The organism is Nonomuraea sp. NPDC048826, from assembly GCF_043198225.1.
Classification (GTDB): domain Bacteria; phylum Actinomycetota; class Actinomycetes; order Streptosporangiales; family Streptosporangiaceae; genus Nonomuraea.
On the sequence record NZ_JBICUQ010000001.1, the window covers coordinates 531,068 to 553,435 of the forward strand.

Here is a 22,368-nt window from a genome sequence, read left to right on the forward strand (position 1 = left end):
GGGGCGTCACGAGCGGTGCCGGTAGCGGTCGGTGGCTTGGCGGGTGGCGCGGATGGCCGCGTCCGCCTTGTCGTACGTCCGCTGCGCCAGCCCGACGAAGATGCAGTCCACGATCAGCAACTGGCTGATCCGGCTGGCCAGCGCCCCGGGCCGGAAGGCGGTCTCCCGGCCCGCCGACACCAGGGTGTGGTCCGCCAGCCCGGCCAGGGAGGAGCGGGGGTTGTTGGTGATGGCGACGACCAGCGCCCCGGTGTCGGCGGCGGTACGGGCCGGGACGAGCACGTCGGGGGTCTCGCCGCTGCAGCTGATCGCCACCGCCACGTCGCCGGGCCGCAGCAGGGCGGCGCTGGTCAGGGCCAGGTGGGCGTCGCTGAACGGGTGGCTCGACAGGCCGATCCGCAGCAGCTTCTGCGACATGTCGGTGGCCACCAGGCCGGAGGCGGCGACGCCGTAGACGTCGACCCGGCGGGCGGCCACGATGGCGGTGACGACCTCGTCGAGCCGGTCGGGGTCGAGCTGGGCTGCGGTGTCGGCGAGGGCTTCCGACTCGGCGCGGGCGACCTTGGCGATGACGTCGGTGAGCGGGTCGTCGGGGGCGAGGTCGCCGGGGACGAGCCGTTCGGGCTCCTTGGCGACGGCGGCGGCCAGCGCGAAGCGCAGCTGCGAGTAGCCGCTGAAGCCGAGGGCTCTGGCGGTGCGGACGATCGTCGCCTCGCTGGTGCCCGACACCGTGCTGAACTCGGTGATGGTGCTGCGCACGACCAGGCCGGGGTCGTCGAGGATGAGGCGGGCGATGGCCTGGGCGGCGGGCGTGAGCGACGGCAGGACGGCGCGTACCGCGGCGACCGGGCTGGCGGGCTCGGGGACGCCGCTCACGAGACCAGCCATTCGGCCGCGGCCTGCGCGGAGACGCGGGAGATGCCGTGGGTGGCCAGGTGGGCGCCGCCGGCGGGGTCGGCCGGGATGCCGGTGTCGATGACGATCACGTCGGGACGTTCCCGTACGGCCTGGTCGACGCGTTCGCGGACCCACGCGTGGCGGGCGGCGTCGTGCACCACGAGAACCACGGGGCCGGTGCCGAGCGGCGGGAGCGCGCCGCCGGGCTCCAGCGGCACCCGGCGGGTGCCCGGCAGCGCGGCGGACAGGGCGGCCGTGACGCCGGTGGGGTTGTCCTGGTCGACGGCCTGGCTGTGGCGGGTGTTGACCTCGACGACGAGCGGGGGTCCGCTGAGCCTGGCGGTGCCGGTGACGGTCAGGGCGGTCCGGGCGGCTTCGAGGCCGGCGGGCTCGTCCGGTTCGGCGAGCGCCTTCTGGCGGCGCGGGGCCTGGTCCGCGTACCAGGTGGAGACGGCGCGGACGCGGGCGGCGGCCTCGGCGAGGCGCTCTTCCGGCAGCCTGCCCGTGCGGACGGCGTCGACGAGGGCGTCGCGCATCGCGTAGAGGCCGTCCTCGGTGACGAGTCCGGCGCAGACGGCGTCGGCGCCGGCGGCGACGGCGCGCACGGCGATCTCGCCGGGGTCGAACATGGCGGCCACCGCGCGCATCTCGATGGCGTCGGTGACCAGCATGCCGTCGAAGCCGAGCTCGTCCCGCAGGAGCTCGGTGAGCGCGGCCCGGCTGAGCGTCGCGGGCAGGTCGGGGTCGAGGGCGGGCACGAGCAGGTGCCCGCACATGACCGCCCGCACCCCGGCCTCGACGGCGGCGCGGAACGGCGGCAGGTCGCGTTCCGCGAGCAGCTCGCGGGAGGCGTGCACGGTGGGCAGCGCCAGGTGGGAGTCGGTGGCGGTGTCGCCGTGGCCGGGGAAGTGCTTGGCGCAGGCGGCGACGCCGGCGCCCTGGACACCGGCCACGTAGGCGGTGGTGTGGCGGGCGACCAGGGCGGGGTCGGGGCCGAAGGACCGGACGCCGATGACGGGGTTGGCCGGGTTGGCGTTCACGTCGGCGCTCGGCGCGTAGTCGAGCGTGATGCCGGCGCGGGCGAGCATGCGGCCGAGCTGGCGGCCGACGCGTTCGGTCAGTGCGACGTCGTCGACCACGCCGAGCGCCCGGTTGCCGGGCACGGAGCTGCCGGTCTCGACCTCGAAGCGGGTGACGGTGCCGCCCTCCTCGTCGACGGCGATGACCGCGTCGGGGCACTGCTCGCGGATCTGCCGGGCGGCGAGGTCGAGCGGATGGTTGCGCGCGAACAGCACGATGCCGCCCAGCCCCTGATCGAGGGCCCCGCGCATCCAATCGGGAAGCGAGGCTCCCGCGTACCCTGGCTGGAGCACGGTCATGGCCAGCCGGGTCAGGTCTAGGGTCATGCGGCATTTTCCTTCACGGTTGTTGATCTGAAGGTAATTTTCTGTCATCGTCGCCCTCGACACAACCTGTTCCGGGAGGCCACCCCCCATGCCCAGCCGAAGGACTCTCCTGAAGGGTCTTGCCCTCGCCGCCGCCGCTACGGCGGTCCCCCTGCCCGCTTTCGCGTCGACCGAGTACGTCCCCCCGCTCCGCCAGATGCGCGGCATGTGGATCGCGTCCGTGGTCAACATCAACTGGCCCTCCAAGCAGGGGCTCAGCGTCGAGGAGCAGAAGGCCGAATACCTCGCCTGGCTCGACCTGGCCGAGCAGCGCAAGCTCAACTCCGTGTTCGTGCAGATCAGGCCCACCGCCGACGCGTTCTGGCCGTCGTCGTACGAGCCGTGGTCACACTGGATCACCGGCGTGCAGGGGCAGGACCCCGGCTACGACCCGCTCGGGTTCGCCGTGGAGGAGACGCACAAGCGCGGCCTGGCCTTCCACGCCTGGTTCAACCCGTACCGGGTGTCGATGCAGGCGGACCCGAACCAGCTCCACCCCGACCACCCCGGCCGCAAGAACCCCGACTGGATCGTCCCGTACGCCGGCAAGCTCTACTACAACCCCGGCATCCCCGAGGTGCGGAAGTTCTGCCAGGACGCGATGCTCGACGCGCTCAAGCGGTACGACATCGACGGCCTGCACTTCGACGACTACTTCTACCCGGTCAACAGCACGGCCTTCGACGACGCCGAGGAGTTCGCCAAGTACGGAGCGGGCTTCCCCGACCTGGCCGCCTGGCGCCGCCACAACGTCGACCTGATGGTCTCGGAGATGCAGCAGCGGGTCCGCGAGGTCAAGCCGGACGTCGCCTGGGGCATCAGCCCGTCGGGCATCTGGCGCAACAAGGGCACCGACCCGATCGGCTCCGACACCAACGGCGGCCAGTCGTACGACAACCTGCACGCCGACACCCGCGGCTGGGTGAAGAAGGGCTGGCTCGACTACATCGCGCCGCAGCTCTACTGGTACATCGGGCAGCCGCCGGCCGACTACTCCAAGCTCGTGCCGTGGTGGTCCGACGTGGCCGACGGCACCGGCACCATGCTGTGGATCGGCCAGGCCGCCTACAAGGCGGGCGACCCGGCGCAGGCGCCCGAGTGGCAGGACCCGAAGGAGCTGTCCGACCACCTCACGCTCAACCGCGACCACCCGCAGATCAGCGGCGACATCTGGTACAACGCCAACGACCTGCGCCAGGACCGGATCGCCTCGATCAGCACCGCCGTCACCGACCACTACACCCGCCCCGCGCTCGCGCCGGTGCTGCCGCGGCTGGCGAACGGGAAGGCGCCGCAGCGTCCCGTGCTCGCCTACGCGCTGCGCAAGCACGGCGGGGTCGAGGTGCGGGCGGTGGCGACCGGCAGGGAGGAGCCGTTCCAGTTCGCGATCTTCCGCTTCTCCCGGCCCGCCGGGGAGGCGGCGTTCCAGGACGCCCGCCACCTGGTCGCGGTCGTCCCCGGCGACCGGCAGGTGCGCTGGACCGACCCCGACGGCAAGCGCGGTGACCACTACTACGTGGTGGCGGTCGACCGGGTCAACCGGACCAGCAAGCCCAGCAACGGCTTCCGGGTGATCTGAGCTCGTGCGGGTTCTCGGTCTCATCTCCGGCACGTCCCACGACGGCATCGACAGCGCCGTCGTGGACTGGGCCCTCGACGGCGGCGTGCTCACCGGCACGATCGCGCACGTCGGGGAGCGGCCGTACGAGCCGGGGCTGAGAGCCCGCATCCTGGCCGCGCTGCCGCCGCACCGGGTGGACCTGGGCGAGGTGTGCGCCCTGGACACCCTGATCGGGCAGGCGTTCGCCGGCGCGGCCGCCGAGGCGCCGCCGTGCGAGCTGATCTGCTCGCACGGCCAGACCCTGTTCCACTGGGTGGAGGACGGCCGGGTGCGCGGCACGCTGCAGCTCGGCCAGCCCGCCTGGATCGCCGAGCGCACCGGGGTGCCGGTGGTGTCGGACGTACGGGCGCGCGACGTGGCCGCCGGAGGCCAGGGCGCGCCGCTGGTGTCGTATCTCGATCTGCTGCTGATGGCCGGGCTGCCCGCCGGCCGGGGCCGCGCGGGCGCGCTCAACCTGGGCGGCATCGCCAACCTGACCGTGCGCGAGCCCGCCCTGGCCTACGACACCGGGCCCGGCTGCGCCCTGATCGACGCCGCGGCGCCGCCGTACGACGCGGACGGCGCGCTGGCGGCGGCGGGCACGGTCGACACCGGACTGCTGGACCGGCTCCTCGCCGACCCCTATTACCGGCTGGAACCGCCGAAATCCACCGGTAAAGAGTTGTTCACCCCGGACTACGGCAAGGCGGACCTGCCCCTGCCGGACCTGGTGGCCACGCTGACGGCGCTCACCGCGGAGACCGTCGCGGCGGAGATCCGCCGGCACCGGCTCGACACCGTGATCGTGTCGGGCGGCGGCGCGCGCAACCCCACGTTGATGAGCATGCTCCGCGACCGGGCGGCGCCCGCCGCTTTCGTGACCAGCGACGAGCTCGGCGTGCCGGCCGACGGCAAGGAGGCGATCGCCTTCTCGCTCTTCGGCTGGCTCACCGCGCACGGCCTGACCGCCACCGTGCCCAGGTGCACCGGCGCATCGGGTGCGCGGGTCCTGGGCACGATCACGCCGGGTTCCGGTCCGTTGGCGCTGCCGGAACCCCTCGCCGAAGCCCCGGTCGCGATCCGGTTTTCAGGAAGCCCTGCGGCCGGCCGCGGACGGCTCGGAGGCGGTGCCTGACCGCTGCGGGGGAACCACAGGGGTCGGGCGCACCAGGCCCAGCGCGACGACCTCGTTGGCCAGCCGCGTGCGCCGGTTGGTGCCCTCGGGGATCCTGAATTTCTGGTAGAGCCGCAGCAGGTGTTGCTTGACCGCGGCCTCGGTCACGACCAGGTCGTCGGCGATCTCCCGCGCGGTGGCCGGAGCGACGAACGCCTCGTCGGACAGCGCCGGTCGGCAGAGCGAGGTGAGCACGTCGACCTCGCGCCTGGTCAGCTCGGGCGCCGCTGCCCTGCGGAGCTCCACTTCGGGGGCGAAGTCCTCACGGGGGACTCCGCCGACTCGGGCCCGCGCGGCCCCGAAGGAGACGACGTCGCCGTCGTCGAGCACCCGCCGGGCGATCGGCCTGCCGTTGACCCGTGTGCCGTTGCGGGACAGGCCCAGGTCAACGACGTACAGGTAAGGCCCTCGCCTGACGAACTCGGCATGCAGCCGAGAGACGCTGGGATCGGTGAGCCGGATGTCGACGCCTCGGCCTCTTCCCACCGTCGTGATCTCGGGGCGCAACGGGATCACCTCGCCAGTGTCCTCGATGCGTATGAACGGCCCCTCCACGGCAGTTCCTCCCCAGGTAGCCCGCCGTAACTCTTACTACAGCTCCGGCTTACCCAAACGCGGGGATGCGGAATCGCCTTTGCCGAAAGCAGAATCGTTCGTGAAATTGGTCTGGACCTATGCGGACGGTTTTGCCTGCTCACGGGTAGACTTCCTGCGAAGATAAGCGGAGGAAACACTCATGGCGGACAAGCCCACCAAAGGCCTGGCTGACGTCGTCGCCGCGTCCACAGCGCTCAGCGACATCGACGGAAAAGCCGGTCGGCTGTTCTACCGGGGATACGACATCCACGACCTGGCCGGCCGCGCGACCTTCGAGGAGACCGCGTACCTGCTGCAACGAGGCAAGCTGCCCACTCGCGCCGAGCTCCAGGAGTATGGCGACGAGCTGGTGCGCGGCCGGGAGCTCGGCGCGCTCGTCTCGGCGAACATCTCCGAGATCGCCGAGCGGCAGAAACCGATGGAGGCGCTGCGCAGCTACGTGTCGCTGTCCGGCGCGGACGACCCCGACAAGGACTCCAACAGCCCTGACGCGAACCAGCGCAAGGCTGCCCGCATGACCGCCCAGCAACCTCTGCTGGTCGCCCGCTACCACGCCGCCCGCACCGGCGCCACCGCCCCGGACCCGGACCCGTCGCTCAGCATCGCGGCGAACTTCCTGTTCCAGATCACCGGGCGGGCGCCCGGGCAGCGCGAGGTCGAGATCTTCGACACCTGCCTGGTGCTGCACGCCGACCACACGATGAACGCCTCCACGTTCGCCGCCCGCGTCTGCGCCGCGACCCTCTCGGACATGCACTCCGCCATCGTCGCGGCGATCGGCACGCTCAAGGGCCCGCTGCACGGCGGCGCGAACGAGCAGGTCATGAAGACCCTGGAGTCGATCTCGCCGACGGGCGTCGCCCAGGCGGTCCGCGACAAGCTCGCCGCCGGCGAGAAGATCATGGGCTTCGGCCACCGCGTCTACAAGACCGAGGACCCGCGCGCCACCCATCTGCGCCGCATGTCGCAGGAGCTGGCCGAGGCGGCCGGCGACGACACCTACTACCGGATGTCCAAGGAGATGGAGGAGGTCGTCTTCGAGGAGAAGGGCCTCTATCCGAACGTCGACTTCTACGCGGCCTCGGTTTACCACTACCTTGGCATTCCGACAGACCTGTTCACTCCCGTGTTCTCGATCAGCCGCATGTCGGGCTGGACGGCGCACGTGATCGAGCAGCACGCCGACAACCGCCTGATCCGCCCGGACAGCGAGTACATCGGCGAGACCGACCAGAAGTGGAAGCCGATCGACGAGCGATGAGCCTGCGTGACGACGTCGGACGCGAGGGCTGGGGGCCGTACCCGCTGATTCTGGCGGGTGCGGCCGTCGCCGTGGGATTGGTCTTCCTGATGGACCCCCGCTGGGGCGGGTTCGCCCTGGGCGGTGTCATCATGATCGGCGCCGCACTGCGCTTCTCCGGATTCGGCGGGCCCCTCGCGGTGCGCGGCCGGAAGGCGGACGCGATCACGCTCGGCCTGGCCGGGTTCATGCTGGTGCTGACTTCGCTGCTGCTCTACAACCAGGCCGCGAAGGCCCTGATCGAGTCCCTTTTCTCTCGCTGACGAGGCGTCCGATAGCCTCAACGCACTCATTCATGAAGGGGAACCGTTCGCATGCCCAAGATCAAGGTGGAGGCCCCCGTCGTCGAACTCGACGGCGACGAGATGACCCGGATCATCTGGCAGTTCATCAAGGACCAGCTGATCCTTCCCTACCTCGACATCGACCTGAAGTACTACGACCTCGGCATCGAGCACCGTGACGCCACCGACGACCAGGTCACCATCGACGCCGCCAACGCCATCCGGCAGTACGGTGTGGGCGTCAAGTGCGCCACCATCACCCCGGACGAGGCGCGCGTCGAAGAGTTCGGCCTGAAGAAGATGTGGAAGTCCCCGAACGGGACCATCCGTAACATCCTCGGCGGCGTGATCTTCCGCGAGCCGATCATCATGTCCAACGTGCCGCGGCTCGTACCCGGCTGGACCAAGCCCATCGTGGTCGGCCGTCACGCCTTCGGCGACCAGTACCGCGCCACCGACCTGAAGGTCCCGGGCGAGGGCACGCTCACCCTGACCTTCACCCCGAAGGACGGCTCGGAGCCGATCGAGCTCGACGTGTACGACTTCCCGGGTGCGGGCGTCGCCATGGCCATGTACAACCTGGACGAGTCGATCCGCGACTTCGCCCGCGCGTCCATGCGCTACGGCCTGAACCGCAACTACCCGGTCTACCTGTCGACCAAGAACACGATCATGAAGGCCTACGACGGGCGCTTCAAGGACATCTTCGCCGAGGTGTTCGAGACCGAGTTCAAGGACGAGTTCGAGAAGGCCGGTCTCACGTACGAGCACCGCCTGATCGACGACATGGTCGCCGCCGCGCTCAAGTGGGAGGGCGGCTACGTCTGGGCCTGCAAGAACTACGACGGCGACGTCCAGTCCGACACGGTGGCCCAGGGCTTCGGCTCGCTCGGCCTGATGACCTCCGTGCTCATGACCCCCGACGGCCGCACCGTCGAGGCCGAGGCGGCGCACGGCACCGTGACCCGCCACTACCGCCAGCACCAGCAGGGCAAGCCCACGTCCACCAACCCGATCGCCTCGATCTTCGCGTGGACCCGTGGCCTCGCCCACCGCGGCAAGCTCGACAACACCCCGGCGGTCAGCGCGTTCGCGGACACGCTGGAGCGGGTCTGCGTCGAGACCGTCGAGGGCGGCCAGATGACGAAGGACCTGGCGCTCCTGGTCGGCGGCGACGCCGAGTGGCTGACGACCCAGGACTTCCTGGCGGCGCTGGACGAGAACCTGAAGAAGAAGATGGCCTGACCGCCGTCCCACGTGAAGGGCCGCCCTCGGGCGGCCCTTTTCGCTACCCGGACGATCTCTTGGTGCGCCGCGGTTGATCAGCGGGGTAGAAGCCCTCCGTAACAGTCGTGCGCGTCTCGGGGGGTTCGAATGCGACTGCGTTTCATCGGTGGCGTGGGTGTGGTCGCGGTCGCCGCGATCGTGGCCGGATGCAGCTCCGAGCCGGTCACCCAGGCGAAGAACGCCAAGGCCGACACCGCCGCCAAGCAGCAGCAGTCCAGAGCCGCCAAGGCCAAGGCGGCTGCCCAGGTCAAGGCGAACGAGCTGGGCCAGGTCCCGGTCCTCATGTACCACCGGATCGTCGACAAGCCGGCGACCACCGACGACCGCACGCCCGCCCAGTTCCGCACCGAGCTCGAACGGCTGGCCAAGGAGGACTACGTCCCGGTCACCGCGGCCGAGTTCGTCACCGGGAAGATCGACATCCCGGCGGGCAAGCACCCGGTGGTGCTGACCTTCGACGACTCCTCGCCCTCGCAGCTCACGCTGGACGCGATGGGCACGCCCAAGGCGAACACCGCGGTCGCCATCATGCGCGAGGTGGCCGCCCAGCACGCCGGCTTCCGGCCGGTCGGGACCTTCTACATCACCCGCGACATGTTCGGCAAGCACGTGCGGGAGGAGCAGGCGCAGACCCTGCTGTGGCTCAAGTCGAACGGCTTCGACCTGGGCAACCACACCCGTGACCACCACAACCTGCGCTCCCGCACGCACGCGCAGGTCGAGGAGCAGATCGGCTCGATCGGCAAGGAGATCCAGGAGCTGGCCGCGGTCAAGCCGGTGACGATCGCGCTGCCGTACGGGGTGCAGCCCCGGAAGAAGGAGTGGGCGGCGCGCGGCAAGGCCTACCACCACCAGGGCGTCTTCCTGGCCGGCTACACCCCGGCCGCGTCGCCGTTCAGCAAGTCGTTCGACCCGCTGGGCATCCCGCGCATCAGGGCGATGGACAAGAAGGGCGACTGCGCGCAGTTCTGCTCGACGGCCTGGCTCGACTGGCTCAAGGCCAACCCGGACATGCGCTACACCTCCGACGGCGACCCGGCGACGGTCGCGTACCCGAAGTTCAAGAACCCGTTCCTGCGCACCTCGTACAAGGCCAAGGCGCTGGCCTACTAGCGGACCGCGCCGATCACCAGCGCGGCGTCCGCCTCGGCGACGGGGAACTCGGCGAAGGCCGGCACGGTGACGCCGGCGTCCCGCGCCTCTCCTGTGGCCAGGTCCACGACGTGGTAGAAGTCCTGCACGTACCGGTTCTCAGACCGCACGAGCAGGGCTTCTTCGTTCTCCCAGCGGAGGATCTCCTCGGCCCGCAGGCCGTCCGGCAGCTTCGGGACGACCGTGCGGAGCGTGCGCCCGGTACGGAGGTCGGTGAGCGCGATGCCGGTGGTCACCACCGCGTCAGGGCGGATCTCGCCGGCGAGCGTCGCCAGCGTGCGGGCCGACGGTGACGGCAGGCCGTCGGTCAGGTTGCCGGGCAGCGTGAAGCGCCGCACGGCCACGCCGCCGGGACCCCGGATCACGTACGCGGCCTCGGTCGGATGGCCGGGCCGGTCGCCGGTGGGCCGCTCGGTCACCAGGGCGAGGCCGCGGCCGGTCCAGCCGGCGGCCCGCCCGCCCCGGGGCAGGCGGCTCGCCGTGCCGCGCGCCACGTCCACGAGCACGGGCCGTCTCCCGTCCTGGACGAGCAGGTGGCGGCCGTCGGGGGAGAGCAGGGGCTCGCCGCCGGCCTTGACGGGCAGCCTCGTGACGGCGCCGGTGGCCAGGTCCCGCACGACGAACCGGCCGCCCGCCGGATGGACGGCGCGGGTGCCGTCGGCGGACAGCGCGAACGGCTCGTCGGCGCGGGCGCCGTCCAGCCGCCGCCGCTGGCCGGTCGTCGTCACCAGCACGCGCTGCGGGCAGTCGCCGGTCACGTGGTCGCAGGGCGGCGCGTAGGAGTACCGCACGGGGTCACGCAGGGGCGCGGCCTCGGTGAGCGGAGGCGGGTCCGGGTCGTCCGATGGGACCGCCGCAGGACGCAGGAACTCGACGGGCCCCGCCGCGCCCCCGACCAGCCACGCCGCCGCCAGCACCGCCGCGACGGCCACCCAGAGCCGCCAGAGCGCGCTCACGAGATCCGCCCGAACACGGCGTCCGCGGCGTCGGGGCCGCGCGTCGGGGCCGACGCGCCGGTGGCCGGGTCGACCAGGCGGTAGCGGTCCCGCGGGTCCTCGACCCGGACGACGAGCCTGCCGTCGTCCGTCCAGCCCAGCGGCTCGGGCGCGCCGGGCAGGCGGGTCGCCGCCCGTCCCGTCACCCGGCCCGTGCGCGGGTCCAGGGTGACGACCTCGCCGGGGGCGAACACGACCAGGGAGCGCCCGTCGGGGGCGGCCAGCGCGGGCTTGGTCGGGTCGAAGGGCACCCGGCCGCGTTCCCGCCCGCCCAGGTCCAGGGTGATCAGCTCGGTGGCGGGCGTGCCGGGCGGGGCGCGGTGGCCCGCCGTGCCGATCACTCCGTACGGGCCGAGCCCCAGCACACGCCTGACCTCGGGCAGGGCCGTCCTGGCGCCGGTGGCGGTGTCGACCAGTTCGGTCCCCGAGCCGGACACCAGCGCCGCGAGACGGCCGTCGTGGGAGAGCAGCGGCAGGGGGACGGCACGGGCGGGCAGCGGCGCCGTGAGGTCGCGCCGGGCGCCCGTGGGGAGGCGCTGCAGGACCAGGCGGCCGGTGACCGTGTCGAGGTAGGCCACGCTCTGACCGTCGCCGCTGAGCGCGAGCGGCCCGGTCCGCCTGGTTCCGTCGCCCAGGTCGAGGCGGGCCGCGGCCCGCTCCAGGGCGAGCGTGCCCTCGTTCGGCGGACCCGTGAGCCGCCACTGCCCGGCGGGCCCGGTGACGTGCGCGTACGCGACCACGCGGCCGTAGGGCCCGGCGGGCGCGGGCGGCGGCTCCTCCGGCGCGGGGACGGCGGCCCAGCCGGCCGCCAGGGCGGGCGTGAGCAGCACCGCGGCCGTCGCCCGCCACCGGAGCGGCCGTCCCGCCGGGGTGACGGGGTCGGGGGAGGACGCCAGCACCCAGGCCATCAGCGTCACGACCAGGCCGAGCAGCGAGCGGAACACGTCCAGGTCGGAGGACCAGCCGCCGCCGGGCGCCGACCAGACCGCCACGATCGTCCCGCCGGCCAGCAGCATGCGCGCGGTCCTGGCGCGCACGGCCACCTCGGCGCCCACCAGGTCGGCGGGCCCCGCTCGGAGCGGCCGCCGATTCAGCCCCATGACGAGCAGGTTCACGGTCAGGATCACGGCCAGCGTGCCCACCGCCCAGCCGCGCTCGGCCAGGTTCACCTCCGCGCGGAACGAGCGCAGCACCGAGGCCAGCGCGATCGCGCCGGACGCCATCGCGACGATCACCCACAGCCCTGTCGTCCGCGGCGAGGCCAGCCGCAGGCCGAGCGGACGGCCCAGCCGCCCGCCCTGCCGGGCGTTCAGCGTTTCGGCCACCACATGACCGCAGAACCAGCCGGCCACCGGCCAGAAAGGGCTCAGCGCGGGCGCTTTCGCCACCATGATGACGAATCCGGCGGCCATTCCGATCCACACCGAACTCTGGGTGACATGCAAATGACGGAGAATGGCCGCGCCGTTGTAAGGAGTGACATCCAGCCAGTGGCGATGGGCGAAACGGTGCGCCGAGACCCGGGGCACCGATGCCGAGAGCACGCGAGGGGAAAGCAGCAGCCCGCCGGTCAGAAATGCCAGAAAAAGAAATAACCCCAAGAAAAGCCCTCCGTCGCCCCGGGAAAAGCTAGCAGAATGTCCCGTCAAGGGGACAGAGGTGTGCGAGTGGTAACAGATGACGTATGGGACCGGCTCGGCCGCGGCGCCGGGACGGCCACCAGGGGCGAGATCCGCCGGGTGCGGGCCGTGTTCGCCGCACTGCTGGCCGGGGTGCTGCTCGCGCTGGCCGGGTGGGTCAGCGGGGCGGCCGTCCCCCGGCTGTCGTACCGTCCGGGCAGCCTCGACGCCTGGGTGTTCCAGGACGGTGACGGCTTGGTCCGGCGCCCCGTCGTCCGGCTGCCGCACATGATCGTCAACGACGGCTGGTTCCCCGTCACCGTCACGGGCGCCGGGCTGCGCGCGGACGGCGCCCGGCTCGTCGAGGTCCGGGAGGACGAGGGGCGCGCCTTCCCTCTGACCGTCCGTCCCGGCGGGCGGATCGAGCTGACGTTCGCCGCGGAGGTCCTCGACTGCGGGCGGGCCGCGGCGGCGGTCCCCGAGCCGCTGCTGCGGGTCGAGCGCTGGTGGGGGAGCCAGACCGTGAACCCGGCCGAGGAAACGGACGTCTTCTGGGTGTACGGCGTCGAGTCCGCGTGTGAGCGGTGACGCGGCATCTGTCCGCGAACCGTGACGTCACGAACGGTTAACAGTTCTCTGCGAAGTTGCTCAACGTCGTAAAGTTTGCCTCGTCGACCTCGTCCGGACCCATGGGGAAGTGGAATGCCGCAGATCTCGCCGCTCGTCGCCGGCGATCCCACCCAGCTGGGGTCGTTCCGGATGACCGGAAGGATCGGCGAGGGCGGGCAGGGCATCGTCTTTCTCGGCGTCAACCAGCACGGCGAGCGGGCCGCCGTCAAATTGCTGCACGTGAAATTCACCGGCGACAAGAGCGCACGCTCGCGTTTCGCCCGCGAGTTGAAGGCCGCCGAACGGGTGGCCTCGTTCTGCACCGCCAGGGTGCTGGAGGCCGACCTCGACGGCGACACCCCGTACATCGCCAGCGAGTACATCGACGGGCGGGCGCTGCGGGAGATCGTCGACACCGACGGGCCGCTCACCGGCATCGCGCTCGACCGGCTGGCCATCGGCACCGCCACGGCGCTGACCGCCATCCACCACGCCTCGATCATCCACCGCGACCTCAAGCCCGACAACGTGCTCATCGCCGCCGACGGGCCGCGCGTGGTCGACTTCGGCATCGCCCGCATCATCGACTCGACCGGCACCATCACCAGCCGGGCCATCGGGACCCCCGCCTACATGGCTCCCGAGCAGATCGCCGGCGAGGAGATCGGGCCCTACACCGACGTCTTCGCCTGGGGGGCGACGATCGCGTTCGCGGCCACCGGCACCGCGGTGTTCGAGGGCAACTCGATCGCGACCGTGCTCAACCGGATCCTCACCCACGAGGTCGACGTGGGCATGATGCCCGAGCCGCTGCGCGGCGTGGTGCGGGCGGCGCTGTCCAAGTCGGCCGCCGAGCGGCCCTCCGCCGACCAGATCCTGCTGCGGCTGCTCGGGCAGCCCGAGACGGTCGGGGCGTCCACCGCGCTGCTGACCAGGGGCGTGCAGGTGGCCGGCGACGACACCACGCCGTTCAGCCGCGTCTCGGTCACCGAGCGCCCGGCCGCCGACGGCCAGGCTGTCTCGGCCTTCCCCGCGGTCTCCGGCGGCGCCGACGCGCGGGCCGCCCAGGGCCATGAGACCGCCGGCGGCACGGGGCCGCAGGGGAGCGCGGCGGGCGGCACCGGCGCGCACGGCGTCGCGGCGGGCGGTCCCGACGTCCCGACGCGCGCCGGCGACGCCCAGACGCCCGCGCCGCCCCGGCGCCGGGGCCGGGCGAGGTGGTGGCTGGCGCTCGCCGTCGCGCTGTCCGTGGCCGCGGCGGTCGCCGCGGTGGCCGTGTCCAACGGCTGGACCCTCGCGCTCGGCCAGGCCCCCGGCCCCACCGCCGACCCGAAGCCGCCGCCCGTCTTCACCAGCGTCGCCGAGAAGGCGGCCGGCACCGGCAAGCTCGTGGTCGGGGTCAAGGCCGACCTGCCCGGCGTCGGGCTCCGGCGCGGCGACGCGTTCGAGGGCTTCGACGTCGACATGGCCCGCCACATCGCGGCGGGGCTGGGCGCCCGTGACGTCGAGTTCGTCGCCGTCTCCCCGAGCGCCCGGGCCGGCGCGCTGGCCGAGAGGCGCGTCGACCTCGTCGTGGCGACCTACTCCATCGTCGACGACCCCGACGTCACCTTCGCCGGCCCCTACTACCTGGCCCACCACGACGTGCTGGTCCACCAGGGCGCCGTCGACTCCATCGGCGACCTGAAGGGCAAGAAGATCTGCGGGATCAACAGCCCGTCGGTCGGCGCGGTGCAGGACCGGGTGCAGGTGCGGCCGGTGCCCGCGAGCAACTACGCCGAGTGCATGAACATGCTGCTCAGCGGCGCCGTCGACGCGGTGCCCGGCGACGACGTCATCCTGGCCGGGTTCGCCGGTCGCGAGCACCTGCGCTTCCGCGTGCTCGGCGCCAAGCTCACCGACGAGCGCTACGGCGTCGGCCTGCGCAAGGGCGACGTGCGGACGTGCAAGGCGATCTCCGGCGTGGTGGCCGACCTCTACCGCACGGGCGTGGTCAAGCAGTTGCTCGCGAAGCATTTCGGCAACGTGGAGTTCAAGCCGGAGACGAAGGTGCCCGCGATGGAACCCTGCGAATGACGACCGGGTAGCATCCGAAAGTCAACGAACCAGCTTGCGAGTTAGGGGAAAGGCCATGGCCACGCCCGTTAAGGTGACCGTCACCGGCGCAGCCGGACAGATCGGCTACGCGCTGCTGTTCCGCATCGCGTCGGGCCAGCTGCTCGGTCCCGACGTCCCGGTCAAGCTGAGCCTGCTGGAGATCCCGCAGGCGGTCAAGGCCGCCGAGGGCACCGCCATGGAGCTCGACGACTGCGCCTTCCCGCTGTTGTCCGGCATCGAGATCACCGACGACCCGAACGTCGCGTTCAACGGCGCCAGCGTCGCCCTGCTGGTCGGCGCCATGCCGCGGAAGGCCGGCATGGAGCGCGGCGACCTGCTGGAGGCCAACGGCGGCATCTTCGGCCCGCAGGGCAAGGCCATCAACGACCACGCCGCCGACGACATCCGGGTGCTGGTGGTCGGCAACCCCGCCAACACCAACGCGCTCATCGCCCAGCAGCACGCCCCCGACGTGCCGGCCGAGCGGTTCACCGCGATGACCCGCCTCGACCACAACCGTGCGATCTCGCAGCTCGCCGCCAAGCTCCAGGTGCCGGTGACCGAGGTCAAGCACATGACGATCTGGGGCAACCACTCCGCCACCCAGTACCCCGACCTGTTCCACACCGAGGTGGGCGGCAAGGTCGCCGCCGAGCAGGTCGACCAGGAGTGGCTGCGCGACACCTTCATCCCGACGGTCGCCAAGCGCGGCGCGGCCATCATCGAGGCTCGCGGCGCCTCCTCGGCCGCCTCGGCGGCCAACGCCGCCATCGACCACGTCTACGACTGGGTCAACGGCACCGACTGGACCTCGGCGGCGATCGTCTCCGACGGCTCCTACGGCGTGCCCGAGGGCCTGGTGTCGTCGTTCCCGGTGCGCGCGGCCGACGGCAGGTTCGAGATCATCCAGGGGCTGGAGCTCGACGCGTTCTCCCGTGAGCGCATCGACGCCTCGGTGCGGGAGCTCGCCGAGGAGCGCGACGCGGTCAAGTCGCTGGGCCTCATCTGAGCCGTACCGGTCCAAGCCGTACGAACGAGAAGGCGCGCGTCCGCGAGGGCGCGCGCCTCGTCATTTCCCGGTGGACCCGGGGCAGGTCGACGACGCGGGCACGGCCGTCAGGGGCGCCGGTGTGGCGAACACCGCCCCTGCCGCGGCCATCGCGCACCCGGCCACGACGACGACGCCGACGAGCGCCCTCGTCACCCTTGGTGAAATGCTCCTCACATTTCGGTATCACAGCACATATCAGCCACCGGTATGGGTCAAATCCCGGAAAGCGCCTCCCAGGCGTCCGAGACGATGTCCCGCAGCTCCGTGCGCTCCGGCTTCCAGCCGAGGTCACGCTGGATCCGCTCCGACGAGGCGACCAGGACGGCCGGGTCGCCGGGGCGGCGCGGGCCGACCGCGGCGGGGATCTCGTGGCCGGTGACCTCGCGGCAGACCTCGATCACCTGCTGGACGGAGAAGCCGGTGCCGTTGCCCAGGTTGTAGATCCGGTGCTCGCCCTCCCGGCACGCCTCCAGCGCCAGCAGGTGGGCCCTGGCCAGGTCGGAGACGTGCACGTAGTCGCGCACGCAGGTGCCGTCGGGCGTCGGGTAGTCGGTGCCGAACACGCTGACCGACTCGCGCTCGCCGGTGGCCACCTTGAGCACGTTCGGGATGAGGTGGGTCTCGACCGTGTGGCGCTCGCGGAAGCGGCCCTGGGCGCCGGCCACGTTGAAGTAGCGCAGGCTCACCGCGCCCAGCCCGCGCGGCCCGGCGAAGGCCGTCAGCGCGGTGTCGACGGCGAGCTTGGTGGCGCCGTACGGGTTGGTCGGGCGGGTGGGGTCGGTCTCCAGGATCGGGGAGCGCTCCGGCTCGCCGTAGGTGGCCGCGGTCGAGGAGAACACGATCTTGCGTACGCCGCGCTCGTGCATCGCCTCCAGGAGCGCCAGCGTGCCGCCGAGGTTGTTGGCCCAGTAGAGTCCCGGCTTCTCCACCGACTCGCCGACCAGTGACTTGGCGGCGAAGTGGAGCACCGCGTCGACCCCGTCGAGCGCCTGCCCGGCGTCCGTGATCGAGGCCTCCACGAAGGTCGCGCCGTCCGGCACCGCGTCGGCGTGGCCGGTGGACAGGTCGTCGAGCACGATCACCTCGTGGCCCGCCGCCACGAGCTGTGCCGCGACGACGCTGCCGACGTACCCGGCGCCTCCGGTGACCAGCAGCCTCATGTTGACTCCCGTTCGAATCTGTTTGATTTTGTACGGCTCGCCGTTCAGCATACGCCGGAAGGCGCCCGTATACGCTGCCAACCACCATGTTTGACACCGTCGCGGCCAACATCGCCGTGGTTCTTCTGTTCATCCTGGTCGGTGGGTTCTTCGCCGCCGCCGAGATGGCCATGGTCTCGCTGCGTGAGAGCCAGGTGCGCAAGCTCTCCCAGAAAGGCCGCCGAGGCGAGCGCGTCGCCAAGCTCGCCCGTGACCCCAACCGCTTCCTCTCGGCCGTGCAGATCGGCGTCACCGTCGCGACCATGCTCTCGGCCGCGTTCGGCGCCGACCGGCTCAGCGGGCAGCTAGCCCCCGTGCTCGAAGGCTGGGGGGTGCCCGGCGCGTCCGTGCTGGCGCTGGTGCTGGTCACCCTCGCCATCTCGTACGTCTCCCTCGTGCTCGGGGAGCTCGCCCCCAAACGCCTCGCGCTCCAGCGGGCCGAGGGGCTGTCGCTGATCGTCGCCCCGTTCCTCGACCGTCTCGCCGCGCTGTCGCGGCCGGTCATCTGGGCGCTGTCGAAGTCCACCGACGGGGTCGTCCGGCTGCTCGGCGGCAACCCGCAGGCCGATCGGGAGGAGGTCACCACCGAGGAGCTGCGCGACATGGTCGTGGGGCACGCCGAGCTGACCACCGACGAGCGCAACCTGATCGCCGAGGTGTTCGCCGCCGGCAAGCGCCAGCTCCGCGAGCTGATGCTGCCGCGTACCGAGGTCGAGTTCATGGAAGCCGACACGCCGCTGGCCGAGGCGGCGGTGCTGGCCGCCGCGCTGCCCCACTCGCGCTTCCCCGTCTACCGCGAGTCCTACGACGAGGTCATCGGCTTCGTGCACGTCAGGGACCTGCTCGACCCCGTGCTCACCGGCCGCACCGAACCGCTCAGCGAGCTCGTGCCGATCCGCCCGGCCAAGTTCGTGCCCGCCTCCAAACGGCTGCTCACCACGCTCTCCGAGATGCGCGACGAGGGGCAGCACATGTGCATCGTCATCGACGAGTACGGCGGCACCGCGGGCATCGTCACCATGGAGGACCTGGTCGAGGAGCTGATCGGCGACATCAGGGACGAGTACGACGTCGAGGACCAGTCCGTCACCCTGTCCACGGGCGCGATGGAGATCGACGGGCTCACCAACCTCAACGACTTCGCCGACGAGACCGGCATCCGCCTGCCCGACGGCCCGTACGAGACCCTGGCCGGCTTCGTCATGGCCATGCTCGGCCGGGTGCCCGAGCTGAACGACTCCGTCGAGGTGCATGGCTTCGAGCTGACGGTCATCGAGCTCGACGGCCGCAGGATCGCCAGGGTCCGGGTGAAACGCCGCGCCGTCGCCGAGTCGCCGCCCGAACCTGATTCCTGACACAATGAACGGCTATGGCCAGACCTCGTGTTCTCTCCGGCATCCAGCCCACCGCGGACTCCTTCCACCTGGGCAACTACCTGGGTGCGGTTCGTCAGTGGGTCACGTTGCAGGAGACTCACGACGCCTTCTACTGCGTGGTGGATCTGCACGCGATCACCGTGCCCACCGAGCCCGCCGCGCTGCGCCGCCGCACCCGCGTCGCCGCCGCCCAGCTCTTCGCGGCCGGCCTCGACCCGGAACGCTCCACCGTGTTCGTGCAGTCCCACGTCCGCGAGCACGCCGAGCTGGCCTGGATACTCAACTGCCAGACGGGCATGGGCGAGGCCGGGCGGATGACCCAGTTCAAGGACAAGTCGGCCAAGTTCGGTGAGAGCGCGGCCAGCGTCGGCCTGTTCACCTATCCGATCCTGCAGGCCGCCGACATCCTGCTCTACCAGGCCAACAGCGTGCCCGTCGGAGCCGACCAGAAGCAGCACCTGGAGCTCACCCGCGACCTCGGCCAGCGCTTCAACCACCGCTTCGGCGACACCTTCACGATTCCCGAGCCGTACATCCTGAAGGAGGTCGAGAAGATCACCGACCTGCAGGACCCGTCGGCGAAGATGTCCAAGTCCTCCTCCAGCCCCGCGGGCATCCTCGACGTGCTGGAGCAGCCGGGGCCGCTGCGTAAGAAGATCATGCGGGCCGTCACCGACACCGAGACCGAGATCCGCTTCGACGAGGACACCAAGCCGGGCATCTCCAATTTGCTGCGCATCCAGTCGGCGCTGACCGGCACGCCGATCCCCGACCTGGTGGCGCGATACGCCGGGCAGGGCTACGGGACCTTCAAGAAGGAAGTGGCCGAGGCGGTCGTCGAGGCCTTCGCCCCGATCCGCGAGCGCACCGAGAAGCTCCTGGGCGACGAGACCGAGCTGGACCGGATGCTGGCGGTGGGGGCCGAGCGCGCCCGCGCGGTGGCCCGGCGCACCATGGCCGAGGTCCGCGACCGGGTGGGCTTCCTCCCCACGGTCTGATCCACGGGCTTGCCTTATCGACAATCGATAACTACTGTACCGGTAGTTATCGATTGTCGATATGAAGGAGCCTGTCTTGGCGACCGACGCCGTCCCGACCGCCCGCCGTCCCACCCTGGTGCCGCTGAGCCTGCTCGTGGCCGGGGTGGCCGCGCTGTTCGTCCACTACCAGGTCGTCGTGATCGGCGGCGCGCTGCGCGCGGTGGCGGTCGGCTCGTACTCGTCCTTCGGCCTCCCGCTGGCCGGGGCCTACGACCTGCCCGCGCCCGGGGTCAGGGTCACGGCGAGCGAGGTCTCCTACCTCGTTCCCGATCCGAGCCTCGGCCATCACGTCATGCTGCTGCTGACCGAGGCGCCCGGATTCGTGGTCGTCGACGGGGCCGTGGTCCTGATGGGCATGCTGCTCTGGCGGGTGCGCCGGGGCGTCTACAGCCCGCCGGTGGCGCGGCTGGTGCGGGTGTCCGGGTGGTGGCTGGTCGCGGGCGGGCTGGTCGCGGCCGTGGTCGAGGAGGTCGCCAGGCTCCGGCTGCTGGCGGCGGTGTCGCAGGAGACGACGGGCTTCGGGCTGCGGGAGCTGGAGCCGGTCATGCTGCTGGCCGGGGTGGGCATGCTGGTCGTGGGGCACGTGCTGCGCGACGCGGCGCGCATGAGGGAAGACCTGGAAGGGACCGTCTGATGTCGCCTGCCGACATGGAGGGGCACGCCATCGCCGTCCACCTGGACCGGCTCCTGGCGGAGCGCGGCATGACCCTCACCGAGCTGGCCGAGCGGGTGGGCGTGACGCTGGTGAACCTGTCGATCCTGAAGAACGGGCGGGCCAAGGCGATCCGGTTCACCACGCTGACCAAGCTCTGCGAGGTGCTCGACTGCCAGCCGGGAGACCTTCTCGCGTACGAGCCGGAACGCGTGCGCGAGTAGCGTCAGCGGGCGAACGCGGCGCGGATGGTGTCGGCGAGCCGCCGCTGGATCGGGTCGGCCTCCGGCCCGAACAGGCGGTCGTCCACCTCGCCGATGATCCGCTCGGCCGCCTCCAGGAGGCGGCGGCCCTCGGAGGTCAGCTCGATCGTGGAGGCCGAGCCGGCGCGGGCGTTGCCGTCGCGGACGAGACCGGCGGCGACGAGCGCCTTGACGGCGGAGTGCACGCTCTGCACGGCGGTGCCCGACATCCGGGCCAGGTCGCTGAACGACACGCCCGGCACGGCCGCGATGTGCCCGAGCAGCCCGAGGCGGGTGACGGTGAGGTCGAGCGGCGCGAGCGCGGCGCCGAGCTCGGTCTCGACCCGGCGCGCCAGCGTCAGCACGACGATGGAGGGGCTGATGGGCGGCGGAGAGCCGTTCTCGGTGGTCACCCTCCCAGTTTTCCGCGTCGGAGCACGACGTGCGTCACCCCGGCGTGGTCCACAGCGCGGAGATGGGCAAGCAGGCCATGCCGTCGCCGAAACTCAACGACTCGGGACCGCAGTAGAACACGAAGCCTGCTCTCATGCGGTCACCCAGGCGGCGTCGCAGGAGACGGAGACCGCGGAAGTCGTCGCTGCGCACGGTCTCCGCCGCCTTTACCTCGATCCCGATGATCTCGCCCGCGTTGTTCTCCAGAACTCCGTCGACCTCGTACTGGTCGCGGTCTCGATAGTGGAACAGCCGGGCGGGGGTGTTCGCCCAGGTGAGCTGTTTGCAGATCTCGCTCAGGACGAAGTTCTCCAGGAGCCCGCCGACGGCGGCGGGGCCCGTGGTGCCGAGCGCCAGGTAGCCGGCGACTCCGGGGTCGACGAAGATCACCTTGGGCGTGGAGACGGCGCGGCCGGTGGTGTTCGCCGACCAGGCGGGAAGAAGACGGACAAGAAAGATCGTCTCCAGGATGTCGACGTAGTGGCGAACGGCCGGACGGGAGAGTTTCAGCTCGTTCGCCAGCCTGTTGGCGTTGAGCAGACCGGCGGTCTGACCGGCCAGGAGCGAGATGAGTCGGCGCATCTGGTCGGCCTGCTCGATCTGGGCGACTTGGCGGACGTCACGCTCGATGAGATCCGCAACGTATCCCTCGAAGAAGCGTTGCCGCCGCCGCTGGTTGGTGCGTTTGATGGCTTCCGGGTAGCCGCCCCGGGCCGCCAGAGCCAGGTAATCCCTCTTGCGTAGCTCGCCCGGCTCTCCCCGGAGGGCAGGGCCTTCCACGAAGGCGGCGTCGACGAAGCCGTCTTCGTGCCCGGCTATCTCTCCCTGAGAGAGCGGCCACAGCTCGATGGTTTCGGACCGGCCGGGCAGCGCGTCCGGCAGGTTGCGCAGGGCGAGCAGTCTTGCCGAGCCCGTGAGGAGGAACCGGCCGGGGCGGGGGTCGCGGTCCACGACGTGTTTGATCGCCAGCCAGAGGTCTGGCACTCGCTGCACCTCGTCGATGAGCAGAAGCCCATCGTGCCGGACGAAACCCAGGGGGTCGTCCGTGGCCGCCGCACGGGTGAGGGGCTCGTCGAGAAAGCGCGCGACCCCGCCGGAGGCGTTGCGCAACACCCTCTCTGCCAGAGTGCTCTTGCCGACTTGCCGAGCTCCGTTGATGACCACCACTCGCGTGTCGTCCAGCGCTTCGTAAATGAGCGAAGCAGCACGTCGGGGGAGGTAATCGATCCCTTCTCGCACTCTCGGAGCCTACTCGCTCTTTCGATCTGCCGGAGGCCACTCTTTCGATCTGCCGAACGT

21 protein-coding genes and 1 pseudogene are annotated in these 22,368 nt (G+C 71.4%); 13 read left to right on the forward strand and 9 right to left on the reverse strand.

Annotated elements, in window-relative coordinates:
• Positions 1 to 6 precede the first annotated feature (6 nt).
• Positions 7 to 888: a MurR/RpiR family transcriptional regulator gene (locus ACGFI7_RS02800; RefSeq protein ID WP_393398324.1), complete on the reverse strand. Its 882-nt coding sequence runs from the start codon at positions 886 to 888 to the stop codon at positions 7 to 9.
• A complete protein-coding gene (locus ACGFI7_RS02805; protein WP_393398326.1) occupies positions 873 to 2,303 on the reverse strand; it encodes a glycoside hydrolase family 3 N-terminal domain-containing protein in 1,431 nt (476 codons plus the stop codon). The genes ACGFI7_RS02800 and ACGFI7_RS02805 overlap by 16 nt, the downstream gene beginning before the upstream one ends.
• 205 nt (positions 2,304 to 2,508) lie before the next feature.
• On the opposite strand from ACGFI7_RS02805, the gene ACGFI7_RS02810 reads away from it, so the two are divergent.
• Both ACGFI7_RS02810 and ACGFI7_RS02815 read left to right on the forward strand, forming a co-directional pair.
• Entirely contained in the window at positions 2,509 to 3,921 is a 1,413-nt protein-coding gene (locus ACGFI7_RS02810; RefSeq protein WP_393398328.1) for a glycoside hydrolase family 10 protein, read from the forward strand.
• A gap of 4 nt (positions 3,922 to 3,925) precedes the next feature.
• Positions 3,926 to 5,077: an anhydro-N-acetylmuramic acid kinase gene (locus ACGFI7_RS02815; RefSeq protein ID WP_393398330.1), complete on the forward strand. Its 1,152-nt coding sequence runs from the start codon at positions 3,926 to 3,928 to the stop codon at positions 5,075 to 5,077.
• On the opposite strand, the gene ACGFI7_RS02820 is transcribed toward ACGFI7_RS02815, so the two are convergent.
• Positions 5,030 to 5,671, reverse strand: a complete 642-nt coding sequence (locus ACGFI7_RS02820) for an FHA domain-containing protein (protein WP_270156883.1) — start codon at positions 5,669 to 5,671, stop codon at positions 5,030 to 5,032. The genes ACGFI7_RS02815 and ACGFI7_RS02820 overlap by 48 nt on opposite strands.
• A 181-nt stretch (positions 5,672 to 5,852) precedes the next feature.
• Here ACGFI7_RS02820 and ACGFI7_RS02825 point away from each other — a divergent pair, with 181 nt between their 5' ends.
• The 4 genes from ACGFI7_RS02825 (at position 5,853) to ACGFI7_RS02840 (ending at position 9,697) form a co-directional block, all read left to right on the forward strand.
• A complete protein-coding gene (locus tag ACGFI7_RS02825; protein ID WP_393398333.1) occupies positions 5,853 to 6,974 on the forward strand; it encodes a citrate/2-methylcitrate synthase in 1,122 nt (373 codons plus the stop codon).
• Complete coding sequence (locus ACGFI7_RS02830) at positions 6,971 to 7,276, forward strand: DUF3017 domain-containing protein (RefSeq protein WP_393398335.1); 306 nt, start codon at positions 6,971 to 6,973, stop codon at positions 7,274 to 7,276. The genes ACGFI7_RS02825 and ACGFI7_RS02830 overlap by 4 nt, the downstream gene beginning before the upstream one ends.
• 51 nt (positions 7,277 to 7,327) lie before the next feature.
• Positions 7,328 to 8,542, forward strand: coding sequence for an NADP-dependent isocitrate dehydrogenase (locus ACGFI7_RS02835; protein WP_393398337.1), 1,215 nt, complete (start codon positions 7,328 to 7,330; stop codon positions 8,540 to 8,542).
• A 153-nt stretch (positions 8,543 to 8,695) separates the two neighbouring features.
• The gene (locus ACGFI7_RS02840) at positions 8,696 to 9,697 is read left to right on the forward strand and encodes a polysaccharide deacetylase family protein (protein WP_393398339.1); all 1,002 of its coding nucleotides are present in this window, start codon (positions 8,696 to 8,698) and stop codon (positions 9,695 to 9,697) included.
• On the opposite strand, the gene ACGFI7_RS02845 is transcribed toward ACGFI7_RS02840, so the two are convergent.
• Both ACGFI7_RS02845 and ACGFI7_RS02850 read right to left on the reverse strand, forming a co-directional pair.
• On the reverse strand, positions 9,694 to 10,692 hold the full coding sequence (locus ACGFI7_RS02845) for a hypothetical protein (RefSeq protein WP_393398341.1): 999 nt from the start codon (positions 10,690 to 10,692) through the stop codon (positions 9,694 to 9,696). The genes ACGFI7_RS02840 and ACGFI7_RS02845 overlap by 4 nt on opposite strands.
• On the reverse strand, positions 10,689 to 12,155 hold the full coding sequence (locus ACGFI7_RS02850) for a hypothetical protein (protein WP_393398343.1): 1,467 nt from the start codon (positions 12,153 to 12,155) through the stop codon (positions 10,689 to 10,691). Before ACGFI7_RS02850 ends, ACGFI7_RS02845 begins: the two co-directional genes overlap by 4 nt.
• Positions 12,156 to 12,398: 243 nt before the next feature.
• Between ACGFI7_RS02850 and ACGFI7_RS02855 the strand changes: the two genes are divergently transcribed.
• From ACGFI7_RS02855 to ACGFI7_RS02865, 3 genes are all read left to right on the forward strand, one after another.
• Positions 12,399 to 12,938, forward strand: coding sequence for a hypothetical protein (locus tag ACGFI7_RS02855; RefSeq protein ID WP_393398345.1), 540 nt, complete (start codon positions 12,399 to 12,401; stop codon positions 12,936 to 12,938).
• 114 nt (positions 12,939 to 13,052) lie between these two features.
• Entirely contained in the window at positions 13,053 to 15,035 is a 1,983-nt protein-coding gene (locus tag ACGFI7_RS02860) for a serine/threonine-protein kinase (protein ID WP_393398347.1), read from the forward strand.
• A gap of 55 nt (positions 15,036 to 15,090) precedes the next feature.
• Entirely contained in the window at positions 15,091 to 16,065 is a 975-nt protein-coding gene (locus tag ACGFI7_RS02865; protein ID WP_393398349.1) for a malate dehydrogenase, read from the forward strand.
• Positions 16,066 to 16,125: 60 nt separating this feature from the next.
• Here ACGFI7_RS02865 and ACGFI7_RS02870 read toward each other — a convergent pair whose 3' ends face one another.
• Both ACGFI7_RS02870 and galE read right to left on the reverse strand, forming a co-directional pair.
• The gene (locus tag ACGFI7_RS02870; protein ID WP_393398351.1) at positions 16,126 to 16,260 is read right to left on the reverse strand and encodes a hypothetical protein; all 135 of its coding nucleotides are present in this window, start codon (positions 16,258 to 16,260) and stop codon (positions 16,126 to 16,128) included.
• 59 nt (positions 16,261 to 16,319) lie between these two features.
• Positions 16,320 to 17,267: a UDP-glucose 4-epimerase GalE gene (galE, locus tag ACGFI7_RS02875; RefSeq protein WP_393398353.1), complete on the reverse strand. Its 948-nt coding sequence runs from the start codon at positions 17,265 to 17,267 to the stop codon at positions 16,320 to 16,322.
• Between the two features lie 86 nt (positions 17,268 to 17,353).
• Here galE and ACGFI7_RS02880 point away from each other — a divergent pair, with 86 nt between their 5' ends.
• From ACGFI7_RS02880 to ACGFI7_RS02895, 4 genes are all read left to right on the forward strand, one after another.
• Positions 17,354 to 18,661, forward strand: coding sequence for a hemolysin family protein (locus ACGFI7_RS02880; protein WP_393398355.1), 1,308 nt, complete (start codon positions 17,354 to 17,356; stop codon positions 18,659 to 18,661).
• A 14-nt stretch (positions 18,662 to 18,675) separates the two neighbouring features.
• The gene (gene trpS / locus ACGFI7_RS02885; protein ID WP_393398357.1) at positions 18,676 to 19,680 is read left to right on the forward strand and encodes a tryptophan--tRNA ligase; all 1,005 of its coding nucleotides are present in this window, start codon (positions 18,676 to 18,678) and stop codon (positions 19,678 to 19,680) included.
• Positions 19,681 to 19,756: 76 nt separating this feature from the next.
• Entirely contained in the window at positions 19,757 to 20,356 is a 600-nt protein-coding gene (locus ACGFI7_RS02890) for a hypothetical protein (RefSeq protein ID WP_393398359.1), read from the forward strand.
• Positions 20,356 to 20,598: a helix-turn-helix domain-containing protein gene (locus tag ACGFI7_RS02895; protein ID WP_393398361.1), complete on the forward strand. Its 243-nt coding sequence runs from the start codon at positions 20,356 to 20,358 to the stop codon at positions 20,596 to 20,598. The genes ACGFI7_RS02890 and ACGFI7_RS02895 overlap by 1 nt, the downstream gene beginning before the upstream one ends.
• A 2-nt stretch (positions 20,599 to 20,600) precedes the next feature.
• Here ACGFI7_RS02895 and ACGFI7_RS02900 read toward each other — a convergent pair whose 3' ends face one another.
• Both ACGFI7_RS02900 and ACGFI7_RS02905 read right to left on the reverse strand, forming a co-directional pair.
• Positions 20,601 to 21,029 carry a MarR family winged helix-turn-helix transcriptional regulator gene (locus ACGFI7_RS02900; RefSeq protein ID WP_393398363.1) on the reverse strand — a complete coding sequence of 143 codons (429 nt, stop codon included), beginning with the start codon at positions 21,027 to 21,029 and terminating at the stop codon, positions 20,601 to 20,603.
• 214 nt (positions 21,030 to 21,243) lie between these two features.
• Positions 21,244 to 22,308: pseudogene (locus ACGFI7_RS02905) on the reverse strand (ATP-binding protein); the annotation flags it as partial.
• Positions 22,309 to 22,368: the final 60 nt, after the last annotated feature.